This is a genomic window from Streptomyces sp. NPDC047072, from assembly GCF_040643855.1.
GTDB lineage: Bacteria > Actinomycetota > Actinomycetes > Streptomycetales > Streptomycetaceae > Streptomyces.
Map to the genome: position 1 here is coordinate 1 of NZ_JBEYVC010000208.1, position 18,268 is coordinate 18,268.

Consider the following 18,268-nt stretch of genomic DNA (forward strand, 5'->3'; position numbering starts at 1 on the left):
ACGAGGCCGACGGCGTGCGTTGGGTCCTCCCGGAAGAACTCGACGGCCTCGACATCCACGCCAGCATGCGGGAGCAGATCGGCCACTACCTCTCCTCCGCCGGGGGTCAGCCCTTGCCGGCCTTCTTCTCGTCGGCGTCCTGGATGACGGCCTCGGCAACCTGCTGCATCGACATACGGCGGTCCATGGACGTCTTCTGGATCCACCGGAACGCGGCGGGTTCGGTCAGCCCGTACGAGGTCTGGAGGATCGACTTGGCGCGGTCCACGAGCTTGCGCGTCTCCAGGCGCTGGGTGAGGTCGGCGACCTCGTTCTCCAGTTCCTTCAGCTCGGTGAACCGGGAAACCGCCATCTCGATCGCCGGCACGACATCGCTCTTGCTGAACGGCTTGACGAGGTAGGCCATGGCCCCGGCGTCACGGGCGCGCTCGACGAGGTCGCGCTGCGAGAAGGCGGTGAGCATGAGGACGGGGGCGATCCGCTCCTCGGCGATCTTCTCGGCGGCGGAGATCCCGTCGAGCTTGGGCATCTTCACGTCGAGGATGACGAGGTCGGGCTTGTGCTCACGGGCGAGCTCGACAGCCTGCTCGCCGTCACCGGCCTCGCCGACGACGCTGTACCCCTCCTCCTCCAGCATCTCTTTCAGGTCGAGCCGGATGAGCGCCTCGTCCTCGGCAATGACGACACGGGTCGTCAGCGGAGGCACGTGCGACTTGTCGTCGTCGGGCGCGTCTACGGGCTGGGGCGACTCGGGGGCGCTCACGGGGGCTCCTTGTTACGGGCCGGGCAGGTACTGCTGCGTATGAAGACTACCTAGAGGCGGGGAGCTGTGGTCACCCGGTACACTCTCGACAGTGCCCAGCCGGGTTGGCGGAATCGGCTTACGCGGATGTCTCAAACACATCTGTCCGAGAGGACATACGGGTTCGAATCCCGTACCCGGCACGTTTGGAGCGGAGGATCACGTTCGCGTGATCCTCCGCTTTTTGCTGCGCGCAGCGACGATCAGTGACACAAGGTGGTCACATGTACGACGTCAGCACTCGTAAGCGGGCTCTCACACTCGTTACCCAAGGGCGCAGCATGAACTCCGTCAGCAAGGAGATGGGGATATCTCGCGCCGCGATCCGATCCTGGCAAACGCGGATCGAGCCGCTTCCGCGGATGCGAGCGCAAGTCGACCCGTGCATTCGTTGCCAGCGTCACCCGGGAGCGCCAGAGGACGCCGAGGCATACTCCTACCTGCTTGGCCTGTACCTCGGTGACGGCTGCATCAGCGCCCATCTGCGCATCGGCTACTACCTACGGATCGCCTGCGCTGATGCCTGGCCGGGTCTGATCAACACCTGCGAGGTTGCCATGCGGGCGGTGAACCCGCGAGGGACCGCCTACCGCACGCAGGCAAAGGGCTACGTGTCTGTAGTCGGCTACAGCCATCACTGGCCCTGCCTGTTCCCTCAGCACGGCCCCGGCAAGAAGCACGAGCGCACCATCGCCCTCGAACCTTGGCAGCAGGCCATCGTCGACGCCCACCCTTGGGAGTTCATCCGCGGCCTCATCCACTCGGACGGGTGCCGCATCACCAACTGGACGACCCGTCTCGTAGCCGGTGAACGCAAGCGCTACGAATACCCCCGGTACTTCTTCACCAACAAGTCGGACGACATCCGGCGGCTCTTCACCGGCGCCCTCGACCTCGTCGGTGTCGAGTGGACAACCCTCGCTCGCGGCAGCGACCCGTTCAACATCTCCATCGCCCGCAAAGCCTCCGTAGCCCTCATGGACATCCACGTGGGCCCCAAGCACTGACTACTTGTCGTCCACTCCGATGTGATGCACCCGGACCAGGTTCGTCGTGCCGGATACCCCGGGTGGGGAACCCGCCGTGATCACCACGACGTCGCCCTTTTCGCAGCGGCCGTAGCGGAGTAGCAACTCGTCCACCTGGGCGACCATCGCGTCCGTCGAGTCGACGTGGGGGCCCAGGAACGTTTCCACGCCCCATGTCAGGCTCAGTTGGGAGCGGGTGGACGGTTCCGGGGTGAAGGCCAGGACCGGGATTGGGGAGCGGTAGCGGGAGAGGCGGCGGGCCGTGTCGCCGGACTGGGTGAAGGCGACCAAGAACCTCGCACCCAGGAAGTCGCCCATCTCCGCTGCCGCTCTCGCGACCGCTCCACCCTGGGTGCGGGGCTTGTTGTTCTCCGTCAACGGGGGCAGGCCCTTCGACAGTAGGACCTCCTCCGCCGCTTCCACGATCTTCGCCATCGTGCGGACCGTCTCGACCGCGTGTTTGCCCACGCTCGTCTCGCCCGACAGCATCACCGCGTCCGTGCCGTCGATGACCGCGTTCGCGACGTCCGACGCCTCCGCGCGCGTCGGGCGGGAGTTCTCGATCATCGAGTCGAGCATCTGGGTCGCGACGATCACCGGCTTGGCGTTGCGCTTCGCCAGCTTGATCGCGCGCTTCTGGACGATCGGGACCTGTTCCAGCGGCATTTCGACGCCGAGGTCACCGCGGGCGACCATGATGCCGTCGAAGGCCGCCACGATGGAGTCGATCGAATCCACCGCCTGGGGCTTCTCCACCTTCGCGATGACCGGGACCCGGCGTCCCGTCTCGTCCATGATCCGGTGGACGTCCTCGATGTCCCGACCCGATCGGACGAAGGACAACGCGATCACGTCGAAGCCCATGCGCAGCGCCCAGCGCAGGTCGTCCTTGTCCTTCGCGGAGAGGGCGGGGACCGAGACGGCCACACCGGGGAGGTTCAGACCCTTGTGGTCCGACACCATGCCGCCCTCGACCACCGTCGTGTGGACGCGAGGGCCGTCCACCGACACCACTTCCAGGCAGACCTTGCCGTCGTCCACGAGGATGCGTTCACCGGCCGCCACATCCGCGGCGAGACCGGCGTACGTCGTCCCGCACGAGAACTGGTCCCCCTCCGCGCCCTCCTCCACCGTGATCGTGAAGGTGTCGCCGCGTTCGAGGAGTACAGGTCCCTCCACGAAGTGGCCGAGGCGGATCTTCGGGCCCTGAAGGTCGGCGAGCAGCCCCACGCTGCGGCCCGTCTCGTCGGCGGCCTTGCGTACCCGGTGGTAGCGCTCCTCGTGCTCGGCGTGGCTGCCGTGGCTGAGGTTGAAGCGGGCCACGTCCATTCCGGCGTCGACCAGGTCCTTGATCTGGTCGTAGGAGTCGGTGGCGGGGCCCAGGGTGCAGACGATTTTCGCGCGGCGCATGGTGCGAGCCTAGGCCTTACCGGTGGGTAGGGATTTCATCGGGCATGACGTCTCAACAACCTTTGGGTGAAGGGTTGTTGCCAGGTGTTGAAGGGTGTGGTCACAGCCGTGGTGGGGCCATGGTGAAGCGGGCGTCGACCTGGGCGTGGACGTGCTGCCGCTGGGGTTCGAGGTCAAGGGGCGCGGCGGCCGTGTCCTCGGCGTAGGCGGCCCGGGAGCGCATGCGGGGGCCGGCGGCGAACTGGGGCCGGCTCCCCTCCGCCGCGAAGTCCCCGGTGTCGGTGAGTTCGATCAGCGCGACCAGCGTCGTGCCCAGCGCCTCCGCGTACTCCCTGGCCCGCTGGACGGCCTCGCGCACCGCCTGCTGCCGCGCCTCCCGGTACGCGGGCGAGTCGCGGCGCAGGGCCCAGAAGGGGCCGTCGACGCGGGTGAGGTCGAGGTCGGCGAGGCGGGTGGTGAGTTCGCCGAGGGCGGTGAAGTCGGTCAGCTCGGCGGTGAGGTGGACGCGGCCGTGGTAGGCGTGGACGCGTTCGCCGCGGCCGTGTTCCTTCAATTCCGGTGTGACGGAGAAGGAGCCGGTCTCCAGGTGTTCGACGGCGTCGCCGTAGGACTTGAGGAGGTCGAGGGCGGCGGTGTTGCGGCGGGTGAGGTCGTCGAGGGCGGTGCGGCGGTCCTTGCCTCGGGAGGCGACGGTGACGCCGATGCGGGCGATCTCGGGGTCGACTTCGAGGTGGGCCTCGCCGCGGACGGAGATGCGGGGGGCGTCGGGGGTGCCGTGGGGAACGGTCATAACGTCCCACTGTGTCAGTTTTCACGGGTCGGGTCATCAGATCGAAACCTGCGGGGCCTGTTGCCGTTGGGCATGAGCGGGTCAGAATCTACGCGCGTTGTTGACCGTTCCCCGAGGAGATCAAGAGATGGCCTTGAACCGCAGGAAGTTCCTGGAGAAGTCCGCCGTGACCGGAGCGGGGGTCACGCTCGCGGGTTCCGTGGGAGCCCCTGCCGCGCAGGCCGCGGAGAACAGGAAGAAGCCCGTGAAGCGGTACTCGCTCACGGTCATGGGCACCACCGACCTGCACGGCCACGTCTTCAACTGGGACTACTTCAAGGACGCGGAGTACAAGGACAGCGCGGGCAACGCGCAGGGTCTGGCGCGGATCTCGACGCTGGTGAACCAGATCCGCAAGGAGCGGGGCCGGCAGAACACGCTGCTGCTGGACGCGGGCGACACGATCCAGGGCACCCCGCTGACGTACTACTACGCGAAGGTCGACCCGATCACCGCGAAGGGCGGTCCGGTCCACCCGATGGCCGCGGCGATGAACGCGATCGGGTACGACGCGGTGGCGCTCGGCAACCACGAGTTCAACTACGGCATCGAGACGCTGCGCAAGTTCGAGCAGCAGTGCCGTTTCCCGCTGCTCGGCGCGAACGCCGTGGACGCGAAGACGCTGAAGCCCGCGTTCCCGCCGTACTTCGTCAAGGAGTTCTGTGTGCAGGGCGCGCCGCCGGTGAAGGTGGCGGTGCTGGGGCTGACCAACCCGGGTATCGCGATCTGGGACAAGGCGTATGTGCAGGGCAAGTTGGCGTTCCCGGGGCTTGAGGAGCAGGCCGCGAAGTGGGTGCCGAAGCTGAAGTCGATGGGTGCGGACGTGGTGATCGTCTCGGCGCACTCGGGTTCGTCGGGGACGTCGTCGTACGGTGATCAGCTGCCGTACATCGAGAACTCCGCGGCGCTGGTGGCGCAGCAGGTGCCGGACATCGACGCGGTGCTGGTGGGCCATGCGCACGTGGAGATCCCGGAGTTGAAGGTCACCAACGCCAAGTCCGGGAAGACGGTGGTCCTTTCGGAGCCGTTGGCGTACGCGGAGCGGCTGTCGTTGTTCGACATCGAGCTGACCTTCGCGAAGGGCCGCTGGTCGGTCGAGTCGGTGTCGTCGAAGGTGCTGAACTCCAACACGGTCGCCGACGACCCGAAGATCACCAAGCTGCTGAAGGACGACCACGACGTCGTCGTCGCGTATGTCAACCAGGTGGTCGGTACGGCGACCGAGACGCTGACGACAGTCGAGGCGCGCTACAAGGACGCCCCGATCATCGACCTGATCACCAAGGTGCAGGAGGACGTGGTCAAGGCGGCGCTGGCGTCGACCGAGTACGCCTCGCTGCCGGTGATCGCGCAGGCCTCGCCGTTCTCGCGGACCTCGGAGATCCCGGCCGGCGAGGTGACGATCCGGGATCTGTCGAGCCTGTACGTGTACGACAACACGCTGGTCGCGAAGTTGCTGACGGGCGCGCAGATCCGGGCGTACCTGGAGTACTCGGCGCAGTACTTCGTGCAGACGGCGGCGGACGCGGTGGTCGACGTGGAGAAGCTGACGAACGCGGCCAACCGCCCGGACTACAACTACGACTACGTGTCGGGGCTGTCGTACGAGATCGACATCGCGCAGGCGGCCGGGGCGCGGATCAAGAACCTGACCTACAACGGTGCCGCGCTGGACGATGCGCAGCAGTTCGTGTTCGCGGTGAACAACTACCGTGCCAACGGCGGCGGGGCGTTCCCGCACGTGGCCTCCGCCACCGAGTTGTGGTCGGAGTCGACGGAGATCCGGACGCGGATCGCGGAGTGGGTGACCGCGAAGGGCGTGCTGGACCCGAAGGACTTCGCGTCGGTGGACTGGAAGCTCACGCGCAACGGGACGCCGGTCTTCTAAAGGGACCGGTCTTTCAGAGATCCAGCAGTGTTACGTCCACGGCGTCGGCGATCGCCTTCGCGCCGGCGTCGTTGACGTGCAGGCCGTCGCCGGCGTTGAACTCGGCGCGGATCCGGTCGGGTTGGCCTGGGTCCGCGACGGCTGCGGCCATGTCGATGACGGCGTCGAAGGGGTGGTCGTCGCCGAGGAGCCAGGCGTTGACCTCGGCGCGTACGGCCTGCCCGCGCGGGGTGTCGTAGCCCTCGTGGACGGTGCCCCGGTAGGGGCCGATCGTGGCGCCGAGGACGGTGAGTCCGGCGGTGTGGAGGCGGTCGGCGAGGGTGGTGAGGCCGGCCTTGAACTCGGCCGCGGTGGGGCCTTCGGCGGGTTCCGGGTGGGCGAAGTGGCCGGGCAGGCCTAGGTCGTTGAGGCCGATGTGGACGAGGACGTGGCTGGCGCCGGGGACGGCGAGGACGTCGTGGTCGATACGGGCCAGGAGGTGTTCGCCGATGGCGTCGGTGAGCAGCCGGTTGCCGGAGATGCCGTGGTTGACGATCCAGCCCCGGTCCAGGCGGCGGTTCAGCTGTCCGGGGAAGCTGTTGTCGGTGCCGGGGGTGGTGGCGGCACCCTCGATCCAGGAGTCGCCGAAGGCCACGGCGATCCGGGTGCCGGCCGGGGCGAGGACGTCGGCGCCGGCGAGGAGGTGGCCGGTGCCGAACTCCTCGGGGTCGTCCAGTACGGCGGCGGAGAGTTGGTCGCCGGGGACGGCGTACCCGGTGTCGTAGGGGATGGCGGTGAAGGTGGTGAGGCCGGTGTCGCCCGGCAGGTAGAGGGTCACCGAGAGCTCCTCCCCGGCGGTCACCGGCAGTTCGACGGGGTCGCTGACCGTCTCCTCGCCGGCGGGGATGGTGACGGTGGAGGCGCCGGAGAAGCGCAGCGGGGTGTCGCTGCCGGGGTCGATCCCGCTGCCCTTGGTGCGCAGGGCGAGGTGGGCGCCGCCGATCTCCAGGGGTGTGGTGCCGTAGCGGTTGGTCAGGTGGACGCGGACCGCCTCGCCGCCGCCCGCCAGGCGCAGGGACTGGCGGACGGTCTGGTCGGTGAAACCGCGGGACTCGAAGAGCACGAGGCTCTCGTGGGGGCTGATGACGGCGGCGCGGTGGGCTGCGATCCAGGTCGTGGTCATGGCGGGCCCAACGTCCCTGAGGCCGGGGTTCTTCCTTCCGTCGGCCCTTTTTACCGGCCCTCGACCAGCGGGGTCAGCACCGGCGCGGTGCGGGCGGCCGGGATCTGCGGCTGCTGCTCGAGGCCGAAGGTGGTGAACGCCGTACGCGCCGGGAGGGCGTAAGCCTCCTTGCCGGTCACGGAGTTGAGGATGGTGGCGCTGCGCCAGGCGGCGAGGCCGAGGTCGGGGGTGCCGACGCCGTGGGTGTGGCGTTCGGTGTTCTGGACGTAGACCTGGCAGCCCGCGCCGGTGACGGACGGGTCGAGGACGAGCCTGAACTGCTCGTCCACGCACGGGCGTTCGCGGCTGTCGCGGCGCACGTAGGGGTCGAGTCCGGCGAGGATGCGGTCGAGGGGGCGCTCGCGGTAGCCGGTGGCGAGGACGACGGCGTCGGTGGTCAGCCGGGAGCGGGAGTTCTGCTGGACGTGTTCCAGATGGAGTTCGACCTTGGTGGTGGCGATCCGCCCGGCGGTGCGGACGCGGACACCGGGGGTGAGGACGGCGTCGGGCCAACCGCCGTGCTGGGTACGGCGGTAGAGCTCGTCGTGGATGGCGGCGACGGTGCCGGCGTCGATGCCCCGGTGCAGCTGCCACTGCGTGGTGACGAGCCGGTCGCGGACGCCCTCGCCGAGGGCGTGGAAGTAGCGGGTGTAGTCGGGTGTGAAGTGCTCCAGGCCGAGCTTGGAGTACTCCATGGGCGCGAAGGCCTCCGTACGGCCGAGCCAGTGCAGTCTCTCGCGGCCCGCGGGGCGGTTTCTGAGCAGGTCGAGGAAGACCTCGGCGCCGGACTGGCCGGAGCCGACGACGGTGACGTGCTCGGCGGTGAGGAGGGTCTCGCGGTGGGCGAGATAGTCGGCGGCGTGCAGGACGGGCACGCCGGGGGCCTCGACGAGGGGCTTGAGCGGTTCGGGTACGTAGGGCTCGGTGCCGATGCCTAGGACGATGTTCCTGGTGTACGTCCGGCCGAGCGCCTCGGCCTCCCCGTCGGTGTCGAGCTGGGTGAAGTCGACCTCGAAGACGTCGCGTTCGGGGTTGAAGCGGACGGCGTCGACCTGGTGGCGGAAGTGCAGTCCGGGGAGGTGCTCGGCGACCCAGCGGCAGTAGGCGTCGTACTCGGCGCGCTGGATGTGGAAGCGCTCGGCGAAGTAGAAGGGGAAGAGCCGCTCGCGGGCCTTGAGGTAGCTCAGGAAGCTCCACTCGCTGGCCGGGTCGGCGAGGGTCACCAGGTCGGCGAGGAAGGGGACTTGGATGGTGGCGCCCTCGATGAGCAGGCCGGGGTGCCAGTCGAAGCGGGGGCGCTGGTCGTAGAAGACGGTGTCGAGTCCGGTGAGGGGATGGGCGAGGGCGGCGAGGGAGAGGTTGAAGGGGCCGATGCCGATGCCGACGAGGTCGCGGGGTGCGTCGGGCTCGTGGTGGTGGTGTGGGGGGTGGGGGTTCATCGGGGGGTGGTTCCTTCCACGAGGTGCAAGAGCCCGGCGAGGTCGGCCGGGCGGGTGTGGGGGTTGAGGAGGGTGACCTTGAGCCAGAGCCGGTTCGCTGCGCGGGCCCGGCCGAGGACGGCTCGGCCGTCTTTGAGGAGTTGGCGGCGTACGGCGGCTACGGCGTCGTCGGTGGTGGCCGTGGGGCGGAACAGGACTGTGCTGATGGTGGGTGGTTGGTGGAGTTCGAAGCCGGGGTGTGCGTCGACCGTTTCGGCGAACCGCCTTGCCAGGTCGCAGACTTGGTCGACGAGTTCGCCGAGTCCCTTGCGGCCGAGGGTCTTGAGGGTGACGGCTGTTTTCAGGACGTCGGGGCGGCGGGTGGTGCGCAGGGAGCGGCCGAGGAGGTCGGGGAGGCCGGCCTCGGTGTCGTCGTCGGCGTTGAGGTAGTCGGCGCGGTGGTGGAGGGCCGTGAGGTCGGTGCCGTTCCGTATGGCCAGGAGGCCGGCGGCGACGGGTTGCCAGCCGAGTTTGTGGAGGTCGAGGGTCACGGTGTCGGCGGCGGTGAGTCCGTCGAGTTTGCTTCGGTGCCGGGGGCTGAAGAGGAGGCCGCCGCCGTAGGCCGCGTCCACGTGGAGCCGGGCGTCGCGCTGGGCGCACCAGGCGGCGATCTCGGGCAGTGGGTCGATGAGGCCAGCGTCGGTGGTGCCCGCGGTGGCGGCGACGAGCAGGGGGCCGTGCGGGATTGTGTCGAGGGCTGTGGGGTCGAGGGTGCCGTTGGGGGTGGGGAGGATGATCGGTTCTGGCATGCCGAGTAGCCAGGCGGCCCTTGGTAGGGAGTGGTGGGCGTTTTCTCCGCAGACGAGTCGGACACCCGGGCCCTCGGTCTCGCGTGCGAGGAGTAGGGCGAGTTGGTTGGATTCCGTGCCACCGGTTGTGACCAAGGTGTCGGGCCGGTGGGGGCTGGTCGCGCAGTTCCCCGCGCCCCTGGGTGGCTCAAGGTAGACCTCGTTCGCCAGCGCCCGGGTCACCTGAGCCTCAAGCTCCGACGCTGCTGGGGCCTGGTCCCAGGAGTCGAGAGAGGGGTTCAGGACGGAAACGGCCAGGTCGGCTGCTGCCGCCACCGCCAGCGGCGGACAGTGGAGGTGGGCTGTGCAGAGAGGGTTCGTCGGGTCCGCCGAGCCTGCTGCTACGGCCTGTACCAAGTTGCGTAGGGCCTCCGGGTCGCCCTCGTCCGGGAGTACGTCGCCCAGCGCGGCCCGCATCCGCGCGGAGACCGCCTCGGGGCCCCCGGCCGGCAACGGGCCGCCCCTCCGGCGTGCCCCCTCCCCCAGCGCGTCCAGGACCGCGTCCAGGAGCGGACGTAGCGCATCACGGCCTTCGGGGCCCGAGGCCAGGGGCGGGGTGAGCATCGTCGACCTCCGGGGGCGCTGGGGAGTTCCAGCTTGGACGCGGTCGCGTCGGCGCGCCCGGAGAGTTCAACGATCCTGACCCGAAAGGGGGTACTCCCGTACGGGGAAAATCCGCGCTACGCCCCCCGTACCCGCAACGCCCTGCCCAGGTCGTCCAGTTGGTCGGTCAGTTTGCGGCGCAGGGACGGGATGGGGTTCGCGTCGGTCAGGCACGCCTTGCCGAGCGCGAGGTTGTCCTCGTCGATGGCGTAGTCGGGGAAGGCCCAGCGGCCGGCCGCGTCGGCGATGGCGGGGCCCCGGCGGGCGGCGAGGGCGACGGCGTCCTCGTAGTAGCGCGGTACGTACTGCCGTACGAGATCGGCCTGTTCGGGCTGCCAGAAGCCCTGGGCAGTGGCGGTGAAGAGGTAGTTGGAGAGGTCGTCGTGGGTGAACATCGCCTCCCAGGCCCGCGCCTTGGCCTCCTCGGTGGGGAGGGCGGCGCGGCAGCGGGCCGCGCCCTCCTGGCCGCTGGCCGAGGGGTCGCGCTCCAGTTCGGCGGCGATGGCGGCCTCGTCGGTCTCGCCGAGGACGGCGAGGCGGGCGAGGACGCGCCAGCGCAGTTCGGGGTCGAGTTCGGGGCCGCCGGGGACGGTGCCGTCGGCGAGCCAGGCGGCGATGGTGTCGGGGTGGGCGGCGACGTTGATGCAGTGGCGGACGGCGATCAGGCGCAGGCCGGGGTTGTCGCCGTCCTCGGTGCGGCGGATCAGGTCGCGGCACAGGGAGGTGAGGAGGGAGAGGGCGGCGGGGCGCTCCTCGGGGGTGACGTAGCGGTCGGCGACGTAGCCGGCGGCGAAGGCGAGGACACCCTGAACGAGCGCGAGGTCGGTCTCGTGCGGGAGGTGGGCGCGGGCCGTCTCCAGGTAGGCGGCGGGCGGCAGTTCGCCGTCGCGGACGGCGTCGCGCAGAGAGTTCCAGACGACCGCGCGGGTCAGCGGCGAGGGCAGGCCGCACAGGCTCTCGGTGACCGCTTTGAAGGACTCGGTGTCGAAGCGGACCTTGGCGTAGCTGAGGTCGCCGTCGTTGAGGAGCAGGAGTGCGGGGCGCTTGCCGATGGGGAGGGGCTCGGCCTGCGGGACGTCGAGGTCGAGGCGGTCGCGCAGCACCAGGTGGCGGTCCTCGTCGGCGACATCTTGGTCGTAGAGGCCGACGGCGATGCGGTGCGGGCGGCTGCCCTCGTGCTCGACGCGGAGGGTGTACGTGGCCTCCTCGCCGCGGGTGACGACGGGCCGCAGGGTGTCGACGCCGGTGGTGCGCAGCCAGGCGTCGGCCCAGGCGTGGACGTCGCGTTCGGTGGCGGAGGCGAGGGAGTCGATGAAGTCGGCGAGGGTGGCGTTGCCGAACCTGTGCCGGGCGAAGTGGGTGTTGATGCCGGCGAGGAAGTCCTTCTCGCCGAGCCAGTGCACCAACTGCCGTAGCGCGGAGGCGCCCTTGGCGTAGGAGATGCCGTCGAAGTTGAGCAGCGCGGAGGCGGTGTCGGGCACGTCCTCGGGGGCGACCGGGTGGGTCGAGGGGCGCTGGTCGGCGTCGTAGCCCCACCCCTTGCGCATGACGCCGAAGTCGACCCAGGTGTCGGTGAATCGGGTCGCTTCGGTGAGGGTCTGGTAGCCCATGTACTCGGCGAAGGACTCGTTCAGCCAGATGTCGTCCCACCAGCGCAGGGTGACGAGGTCGCCGAACCACATGTGGGCCATCTCGTGGGCGATGACCATGGCGCGGGTCTGGCGCTCGGTGTCGGTGACGGCGGAGCGGTAGACGAACTCGTCGCGGAAGGTGACCAGTCCGGGGTTCTCCATGGCGCCGGCGTTGAACTCGGGGACGAACGCCTGGTCGTAGGAGTCGAAGGGGTACGGCTCCTCGAACTTCTCGTGGTAGCGGTCGTAGCACTGCTTGGTGATCTCGAAGATCTCGTCGGCGTCCGGGTCGAGGTAGGGCGCGAGCGAGCGGCGGCAGTGGATGCCGAAGGGCAGGCCGCGGTGCTCGGTGCGGACGGAGTGCCAGGGGCCGGCGGCGACGGCGACGAGGTAGGTGGAGATCAGCGGGGTGGTGGCGGCCCGCCAGCGGCCCTCGCCGAGGTGTTCGGTGACGCCGTTGGCGAGGACGCTCCAGCCGTCGGGGGCCTTCACCGACAGGTCGAAGACGGCCTTGAGGTCGGGCTGGTCGAAGGCGGCGAAGACGCGCTGGACGTCGTCCATGAACAGCTGGGTGTAGACGTACGACTCGCCGTCGCTGGGGTCGGTGAAGCGGTGCATGCCCTCGCCGGTGCGGGAGTAGCGCATGACGGCGTCGATCCGCAGTTCGTGCTCGCCGGCGGTCAGGCCCGTCAGGGGCAGCCGGTTCTCGTGGAGCGTCTCCGGGTCGAGGGGGTGACCGTCGAGGGTCGCTCCCCGCAGTTCGGCCGGCTTGAGCTCGACGAAGGTGTCCGTGATATCGCGGTCCCCACGCGCTGTGAACCCGATGACGGTCTCGGACGCGAAGGTCTCGTCGCCGGTCGTCAGGTCGAGCGCGATGGTGTAACGGTGAACGTCGAGGAGCTTGGCACGGGTCTGCGCTTCGTCGCGCGTCAGTACGGACATGCAGGACATGCTGCCTGATGGCACTGGCCAGGCACAGAGGCGGATCGGTACGCGCGCTATGTCCGGTCCTGTTCGAGCTCCTCGGTGTGCGCCCCCTGTCCGCGTTGTAACGGGACCCGGGTGTCCGGGTGGGGCAGGGCGGGGCGGGGGGCGGGATCGCCGGACTTGACGAGCGCGCGCAGTTCGCGCACCTCCTGTTCGAGGGCGAGGTGGCGGCGGTGGGCGTCGTAGAGGTAGCGGACCTTGGTGCGCAGGGCCCAGGGGTCGATGGGTTTCATGACGAGGTCGGCGACGCCGAGTCCGAAGGCGGTAGAGGTCAGTTCGTGGTCGGCGCCGAAGCCGGTGAGCAGGATGACGGGGATGTGCTGGGTCTGTTCCAGGCGGCGCATGTAGCGGACCACGTCGAGGCCGCTGACGCCGGGCATGCGGACGTCGAGCAGGAGGAGGCCGACCTGGCCGCGCAGCACCTGCTTGAGGGCCTCGTCGCCGCTGGTGGCCCGGCCGAGCAGATAGCCCAGCGGAGCCAGGGCGCTCTCCAGCGCGTACAGCGTGTCCTCGTGGTCGTCGACGATGAGGATCCTGGCATCCGACGGCATGGCCTGACGTCCCTCCCTCGCGGACAATCAGCCTACGACCCCGCACTGACACTGCGTACTCGTCAGCTGACCAAGCGTGCACAGGGCAGCATGCCGCGCGCGGGCCGCGGTGTCACCTCCCCGAGGGATCGGTCGAGGTCAGTCGGTGGCCGCGGTGGTGCCGTTGGCCGTGGTCTCGGCGATGCGCTCGTGGTGTCTGATCACCTCGGCGATGATGAAATTCAGGAACTTCTCAGCGAAGGCCGGGTCGAGTTTGGCGTTCTCGGCGAGGGTGCGCAGCCGTTCGATCTGCCGGGCCTCGCGGGACGGGTCGGCGGGCGGCAGTTGGTGGCGGGCCTTGAGGTGCCCGACCTGCTGGGTGGCCTTGAACCGCTCGGCGAGCATGTGGACGACGGCCGCGTCGATGTTGTCGATGCTGTCCCGCAGCCGGGCGAGCTCCGCGCGGACGGCGGGATCGACGTCACCGGTACCGGTGTTGCTGGTGGTCATGACGGAAAAGCCTACGGTGCGCCCGAGGGTTCGATCGTGGGTGGATGGTCGGGGTCGGGGACCTGGTTGCTCCAGCCGCCCTGGACGGTGCGGCCCTCCTGGGCGCGGAAGCGGACGGGGGCCATGCCGACGCGGCGGGTGAACAGGCGGGAGAAGTAGGCCGGGTCGTCGTAGCCGACGCGGCGGGCGACGGAGGCGACGGGGAGTTCGGTGGCGGCGAGGAGTTCCTTGGCGCGGCCGAGGCGGATGCCGAGGAGGTAGTCCTTGGGGCTGCACCCGGCCTCCCGCCGTACCGCGGTGCGCAGTTCGGCGAGGGTCATGCTGTGCCGGGCCGCGTGGTCGGCGACGGACAGCGGCAGACAGGCGTCCCGGGCGAGCGCCTTGAGGACGAGGTCGCCGTCGGGCGCGAGGTCGGCGCGGGCCCGGCGCAGGGCGACCAGCAGCTCGTGGACGGCGGCCCCGGTCTCCACCTCCAGGAGCGGGTTGTCACGGCGGGCGGCGCGCGCGATGCGGGCGATCACCCCGCGCGGGGCGGTGGCGTCGGAGAGCGGCACCACGGGGCGGTCCGGCTCGATGTAGCCGAGTTCGGTGTACGTCGCGGTCGCGGGCCCGGTGAAGCCGACGAACCCCTCGTCCCAGCCGGTCCCCGGGTCGGGCGCGTAGTGGTGCGGGACCCCGGGCGTGAGCCAGAGCAGCGCGGGCGCGGTGACGGTCGTACGGCGGCCGTCGGGCGTGCGGTACCAGCCGGTGCCGGTGCTGATGACGACGGCGACATGGCTGTCGAGGGTGCGGGGCCCGACCGTGGGCAGCGCGCCGTACTGGAGGCCGACGCCGAGGCAGACCAGGCCCAGCCGGTGGTGGACCGGGCTGGGCGTGAGGAACCGCATCCAGGTGTGGTACATCGGGCGCGCTCCTCCGTTCCGGCGCTTGCGTCCAAGCGCTGCCGATCTTTGTCCATGGACCTGATCAGCGCCAATGGTGACGCTGGAGCCTATGAGCGAGTTCACGGTGGGCGACACGGATTTCCTGCTGGACGGACGCCCGGTGCGGCTGCTGTCCGGCGCCCTGCACTACTTCCGGGTGCACGAGTCCCAGTGGGGGCACCGGCTGGCGATGCTGCGGGCGATGGGCCTCAACTGCGTGGAGACGTACGTCCCCTGGAACCTGCACGAGCCCCGTCCCGGCGACTTCCGGGACACCGGGGCGCTCGGCCGGTTTCTGGACGCGGCGCGGGAGGCGGGCCTGTGGGCGATCGTCCGGCCCGGCCCGTACATCTGCGCGGAATGGGAGAACGGCGGTCTGCCGCACTGGCTCGAAGGACACGCGCGGACGAGCGACGAGCGGTACCTGAAGCAGGTGGAGCGCTGGTTCGGGCGGCTGCTGCCGGACGTCGTCGACCGTCAGATCGACCGCGGCGGCCCGGTGGTCCTGGTCCAGGTGGAGAACGAGTACGGCAGCTACGGCTCGGACGCCGCCTATCTGCGGTGGCTGACCGAGCTGCTACTGGAGCAGGGGGTGACCGTCCCCCTGGTCACCTCGGACGGCCCCGAGGACCACATGCTCACCGGTGGCTCGGTCCCCGGAGTCCTGGCCACCGTCAATTTCGGCTCGCACGCGCGCGTGGCCTTCGAGACACTGCGCCGGTACCGCCCGGACGGTCCGCTGATGTGCATGGAGTTCTGGTGCGGCTGGTTCGACCACTGGGGCGGCGAGCACGCCGTCCGGGACGCCCCGGACGCGGCGGACGCCCTGCGGGAGATCCTGGAGTGCGGGGCCTCGGTGAACCTCTACATGGCGCACGGCGGCACCAGCTTCGCCGGCTGGGCGGGCGCCAACCGGGGTGGCGGCGCGCTGCACGACGGCCCCCTGGAGCCCGACGTGACCTCCTACGACTACGACGCCCCGATCGACGAGTTCGGAAATCCAACCGACAAGTTCTGGCGCTTCCGCGAGGTCCTCGCGGAGTACGGGCCGGTCGCGGACCTGCCGCCTCCGCCTCCGCGCCTGGGTACGGCGGCCGAGGTCGCGGTCACGGGCTGGGCGCCCCTGACCGCCGTACTGGAGGAACGCGGTGGTCCGGCCGTCACTGGGCCCGTGCCGCCGACCTTCGAGGAGCTGGACGTCGACCGGGGGCTCGTGCGGTACGAAGTGACCGTGCCGGGGCCCCGGCAGCCGTATCCGCTGACCGCGCGGGGGCTCAGGGACCTCGCGGTGGTGTACGTCGACGGGGAGCGGGCCGGGGTGCTCACCGAGGGCGACGAGCAGCTCAAGGTGCCCGTCGCGGGGCACGCGCGCGTGGAGCTGTGGGTGGAGTCGCTGGGCCGGGTCAACTACGGGCCGCGGAGCGGGGAGGCCAAGGGGATCACCGGGGGGCTGCTGCACGAGCGGCAGTTCCTGCACGGGGTACGCGCGCGTGGGCTGCGTCTCGACGCGCTGGACTCGCTGGACGGGCTCACGTTCCGGGAGGTCCCGGAGGACGGCTCTCCGGGGCTGTACCGGGGCAGGGTGACCGTGCGCGGTGCCGGGGACGCGGTGCTGGAGCTGCCGGGGTGGACGCGGGGCTTCGTGTGGGTAAACGGGTTCAACCTCGGCCGGTACTGGTCGGTCGGACCGCAGCGGGAGCTGTACGTGCCCGGGCCGGTCCTGCGGGAGGGGGGCAACGAGGTGTGGGTGCTGGAGCTGGAGGAGGCGGGCGGGGCGCCCCGGCTGAAGGGCAGCCCTGGGGAGAACCCGCGCTCACCCTCGTAGAGTGGAACCGGGTTCTCGGCGTCTTGGGGGTACGGACGTGTCGAACGACGGACCGGTCGAGCACGGCTACCCGCACCTGGAAACGGTGCGGGCGTCGATCACCGCGCTGTACAAGAGGCTGTCCTACGACACCGTCCAGACGTTCGCGACGAGCGTGGCCCCGGTCGACGTGGCGTTCTGCGACACGGACGACCTCTATCTGGGCGCGCAGCGGGTGGCCCGGGAGCTGGTGCGGCACTACCGGCTGCCGGACGCCCGGTTCGTCGTCAGCTTCCGCGAGATGACGCACGCGGCGAACGTCGAACTCACCGCCGGGCCCGAGTACTTCGTCGAGCTGAACGACCGTTTCCGCACGCACCGGCGGGACATCGGGGCGGCGCTGGCGCACGAGGTCATGCACGTGTACCTGCACCGCCTCGACCTCTCCTTCCCGGGGGTGCGGGACAACGAGATCCTCACGGACACGGCGACGACGTATCTGGGGGCGGGGTGGCTGCTCCTGGACGCGTACCGGGAGGACGCGGCGTCGTCCCAGAAGCTGGGGTATCTCACGCCGGAGGAGTTCGGGTACGTGCTGGCGAAGCGGTCGCTGGTGTTCGGCGAGGATCCGTCGGTGTGGTTCACGAGTCCGCAGGCGTACAAGGCGTATGTGAAGGGGATGGCGCGGGCGCGGGAGGATGAGCAGCAGCCTCCGCTCACCGCGGCGGGGTGGGCGGGGCGGCGGCGGTACGCGCGGGATCGGCGGCAGCACGTGGCGGGGGCGCGGTATTCGTTCGCGTCGGACGGGGGCGGGGGGTTGCGGGTGTCGTTTCCCTGTCCGACCTGTCATCAGCGGATTCGGGTGCCGGTGCGGGGGCGGGTTCGGGCGCGGTGTGGGTTGTGCCGGACGGTTCTGGAGTGTGACACGTGAGGTTCATGGCCGTCTGCGGGTCCGGTGGGGGCTGGTCGCGCAGTTCCCCGCGCCCCTGAGTGGGTCCACTCACGCCCCATATACCTGCTGAGGCGTCTCTGCCTCGCCCAACAGCTTCAGCGCCGTCTCCCCCGCCTCTGCCGGGGTCCATCTCTCGCCCTTGTCGGCTGTCGGGCCCGCTCGCCAGCCTTCCATCACCGTGATGCGGCCCGCCTCCGTTTCGAAGATCCTGCCGGTCACGCCTCGGCTGGCCGCTGAGCCCAGCCAGACGACCAACGGGGACACGTTCTCCGGGGCCATCGCGTCGAAGCCGGCTGAAGGGGCCGTCATCGTCTCCGCGAAGGTGTGTTCTGTCATCCGGGTCCGGGCCGCCGGGGCGATCGCGTTCACCTGGACGCCGTAGCGGGCGAGTTCGGCCGCGGCGACGAGGGTGAGGCCGATGATTCCGGCCTTCGCGGCGCTGTAGTTGCCCTGGCCGAGCGAGCCCAACAGGCCCGCTCCGCTGCTGGTGTTGACGATCCGGGCGTCCGGGGTGCGGCCCGCCTTCGCCTCCGCGCGCCAGTGGGCCGCCGCGTGTTTCAGGGGCAGGAAGTGGCCTTTCAGGTGGACGGCCATCACCGCGTCCCAGTCGTCCTCGTCGAGGTTGACGAGCATCCGGTCGCGCAGGAACCCGGCGTTGTTGACGAGGGTGTCGAGGCGGCCGTAGGTCTCCAGGGCGGTGGCGACCAGGGAGGCCGCGCCCGCGGTGGTCGCGATGTCGCCGCCGTGCGCCACCGCCTCGCCGCCCGCCGCGCGGATCTCGGCGACGACCCGCGCGGCCGGGCTGTCGGGGTCCGGGGTGCCGTCGAGGCCGACACCGAGGTCGTTGACGACGACCGTCCGACCGCCCGGTCACCGCTGTGGCCGAGGCCACAGGAACCACCGC

The 18,268-nt window shown here is 70.2% G+C and carries 14 protein-coding genes, 1 tRNA gene and 2 pseudogenes; 6 read left to right on the forward strand and 11 right to left on the reverse strand.

What is annotated here, in order from left to right:
• Window positions 1-92, forward strand: a pseudogene (locus ABZ896_RS46335) (NUDIX hydrolase); the annotation flags it as partial.
• Between the two features lie 14 nt (window positions 93-106).
• Here the strand turns inward: ABZ896_RS46335 and ABZ896_RS46340 are convergent.
• Window positions 107-763 (reverse strand): response regulator, encoded by a 657-nt coding sequence (locus ABZ896_RS46340; RefSeq protein WP_360943225.1) that lies wholly within the window; start codon window positions 761-763, stop codon window positions 107-109.
• A 98-nt stretch (window positions 764-861) separates the two neighbouring features.
• Here ABZ896_RS46340 and ABZ896_RS46345 point away from each other — a divergent pair.
• Together ABZ896_RS46345 and ABZ896_RS46350 are read left to right on the forward strand one after the other, a co-directional pair.
• Window positions 862-945 (forward strand) — tRNA-Leu (locus tag ABZ896_RS46345).
• A gap of 81 nt (window positions 946-1,026) precedes the next feature.
• Window positions 1,027-1,809 (forward strand): helix-turn-helix domain-containing protein, encoded by a 783-nt coding sequence (locus ABZ896_RS46350; RefSeq protein ID WP_360943228.1) that lies wholly within the window; start codon window positions 1,027-1,029, stop codon window positions 1,807-1,809.
• On the opposite strand, the gene pyk is transcribed toward ABZ896_RS46350, so the two are convergent.
• Both pyk and ABZ896_RS46360 read right to left on the reverse strand, forming a co-directional pair.
• On the reverse strand, window positions 1,810-3,240 hold the full coding sequence (pyk, locus tag ABZ896_RS46355) for a pyruvate kinase (protein ID WP_360943231.1): 1,431 nt from the start codon (window positions 3,238-3,240) through the stop codon (window positions 1,810-1,812).
• A 100-nt stretch (window positions 3,241-3,340) separates the two neighbouring features.
• Entirely contained in the window at window positions 3,341-4,030 is a 690-nt protein-coding gene (locus ABZ896_RS46360; RefSeq protein WP_360943234.1) for an SIMPL domain-containing protein, read from the reverse strand.
• 127 nt (window positions 4,031-4,157) lie between these two features.
• On the opposite strand from ABZ896_RS46360, the gene ABZ896_RS46365 reads away from it, so the two are divergent.
• Window positions 4,158-5,957, forward strand: coding sequence for a 5'-nucleotidase C-terminal domain-containing protein (locus tag ABZ896_RS46365; RefSeq protein WP_360943237.1), 1,800 nt, complete (start codon window positions 4,158-4,160; stop codon window positions 5,955-5,957).
• A 13-nt stretch (window positions 5,958-5,970) separates the two neighbouring features.
• On the opposite strand, the gene ABZ896_RS46370 is transcribed toward ABZ896_RS46365, so the two are convergent.
• The 7 genes from ABZ896_RS46370 to ABZ896_RS46400 all read right to left on the reverse strand — a co-directional run bounded on the left by ABZ896_RS46370 (window position 5,971) and on the right by ABZ896_RS46400 (window position 14,587).
• Window positions 5,971-7,119, reverse strand: coding sequence for a GDSL-type esterase/lipase family protein (locus ABZ896_RS46370; protein ID WP_360943240.1), 1,149 nt, complete (start codon window positions 7,117-7,119; stop codon window positions 5,971-5,973).
• A gap of 50 nt (window positions 7,120-7,169) precedes the next feature.
• Window positions 7,170-8,597: a SidA/IucD/PvdA family monooxygenase gene (locus tag ABZ896_RS46375; RefSeq protein WP_360943243.1), complete on the reverse strand. Its 1,428-nt coding sequence runs from the start codon at window positions 8,595-8,597 to the stop codon at window positions 7,170-7,172.
• The gene (locus ABZ896_RS46380; protein ID WP_360943246.1) at window positions 8,594-9,988 is read right to left on the reverse strand and encodes an aminotransferase class V-fold PLP-dependent enzyme; all 1,395 of its coding nucleotides are present in this window, start codon (window positions 9,986-9,988) and stop codon (window positions 8,594-8,596) included. Before ABZ896_RS46380 ends, ABZ896_RS46375 begins: the two co-directional genes overlap by 4 nt.
• Window positions 9,989-10,104: 116 nt before the next feature.
• Complete coding sequence (pepN, locus tag ABZ896_RS46385) at window positions 10,105-12,600, reverse strand: aminopeptidase N (RefSeq protein WP_360943249.1); 2,496 nt, start codon at window positions 12,598-12,600, stop codon at window positions 10,105-10,107.
• Window positions 12,601-12,656: 56 nt separating this feature from the next.
• Window positions 12,657-13,196 (reverse strand): response regulator, encoded by a 540-nt coding sequence (locus tag ABZ896_RS46390; RefSeq protein WP_360943252.1) that lies wholly within the window; start codon window positions 13,194-13,196, stop codon window positions 12,657-12,659.
• Window positions 13,197-13,334: 138 nt separating this feature from the next.
• Window positions 13,335-13,685, reverse strand: coding sequence for a chorismate mutase (locus ABZ896_RS46395; protein WP_360943255.1), 351 nt, complete (start codon window positions 13,683-13,685; stop codon window positions 13,335-13,337).
• An 11-nt stretch (window positions 13,686-13,696) separates the two neighbouring features.
• A complete protein-coding gene (locus ABZ896_RS46400; protein ID WP_360943258.1) occupies window positions 13,697-14,587 on the reverse strand; it encodes an AraC family transcriptional regulator in 891 nt (296 codons plus the stop codon).
• A gap of 91 nt (window positions 14,588-14,678) precedes the next feature.
• On the opposite strand from ABZ896_RS46400, the gene ABZ896_RS46405 reads away from it, so the two are divergent.
• Window positions 14,679-16,433 (forward strand): beta-galactosidase family protein, encoded by a 1,755-nt coding sequence (locus ABZ896_RS46405; protein WP_360943261.1) that lies wholly within the window; start codon window positions 14,679-14,681, stop codon window positions 16,431-16,433.
• Window positions 16,434-16,470: 37 nt separating this feature from the next.
• The gene (locus tag ABZ896_RS46410; RefSeq protein ID WP_360943264.1) at window positions 16,471-17,343 is read left to right on the forward strand and encodes a hypothetical protein; all 873 of its coding nucleotides are present in this window, start codon (window positions 16,471-16,473) and stop codon (window positions 17,341-17,343) included.
• A 69-nt stretch (window positions 17,344-17,412) separates the two neighbouring features.
• Here ABZ896_RS46410 and ABZ896_RS46415 read toward each other — a convergent pair.
• Window positions 17,413-18,219: pseudogene (locus tag ABZ896_RS46415) on the reverse strand (SDR family oxidoreductase); the annotation flags it as partial.
• Between the last annotated feature and the right edge of the window lie 49 nt (window positions 18,220-18,268).

What these genes read in the sequence shown, in the direction of transcription:
- ABZ896_RS46360 (WP_360943234.1), bottom strand. Translation starts at nt 4,030, where the DNA reads ATGACCGTTCCCCACGGCACCCCCGACGCCCCCCGCATCTCCGTCCGC.
- ABZ896_RS46380 (WP_360943246.1), bottom strand. Translation starts at nt 9,988, where the DNA reads ATGCTCACCCCGCCCCTGGCCTCGGGCCCCGAAGGCCGTGATGCGCTA.
- ABZ896_RS46395 (WP_360943255.1), bottom strand. Translation starts at nt 13,685, where the DNA reads ATGACCACCAGCAACACCGGTACCGGTGACGTCGATCCCGCCGTCCGC.
- ABZ896_RS46405 (WP_360943261.1), top strand. Translation starts at nt 14,679, where the DNA reads ATGAGCGAGTTCACGGTGGGCGACACGGATTTCCTGCTGGACGGACGC.
- ABZ896_RS46375 (WP_360943243.1), bottom strand. Translation starts at nt 8,597, where the DNA reads ATGAACCCCCACCCCCCACACCACCACCACGAGCCCGACGCACCCCGC.
- ABZ896_RS46370 (WP_360943240.1), bottom strand. Translation starts at nt 7,119, where the DNA reads ATGACCACGACCTGGATCGCAGCCCACCGCGCCGCCGTCATCAGCCCC.
- pyk (WP_360943231.1), bottom strand. Translation starts at nt 3,240, where the DNA reads ATGCGCCGCGCGAAAATCGTCTGCACCCTGGGCCCCGCCACCGACTCC.
- ABZ896_RS46350 (WP_360943228.1), top strand. Translation starts at nt 1,027, where the DNA reads ATGTACGACGTCAGCACTCGTAAGCGGGCTCTCACACTCGTTACCCAA.
- ABZ896_RS46390 (WP_360943252.1), bottom strand. Translation starts at nt 13,196, where the DNA reads ATGCCGTCGGATGCCAGGATCCTCATCGTCGACGACCACGAGGACACG.
- ABZ896_RS46400 (WP_360943258.1), bottom strand. Translation starts at nt 14,587, where the DNA reads ATGTACCACACCTGGATGCGGTTCCTCACGCCCAGCCCGGTCCACCAC.
- pepN (WP_360943249.1), bottom strand. Translation starts at nt 12,600, where the DNA reads ATGTCCGTACTGACGCGCGACGAAGCGCAGACCCGTGCCAAGCTCCTC.
- ABZ896_RS46365 (WP_360943237.1), top strand. Translation starts at nt 4,158, where the DNA reads ATGGCCTTGAACCGCAGGAAGTTCCTGGAGAAGTCCGCCGTGACCGGA.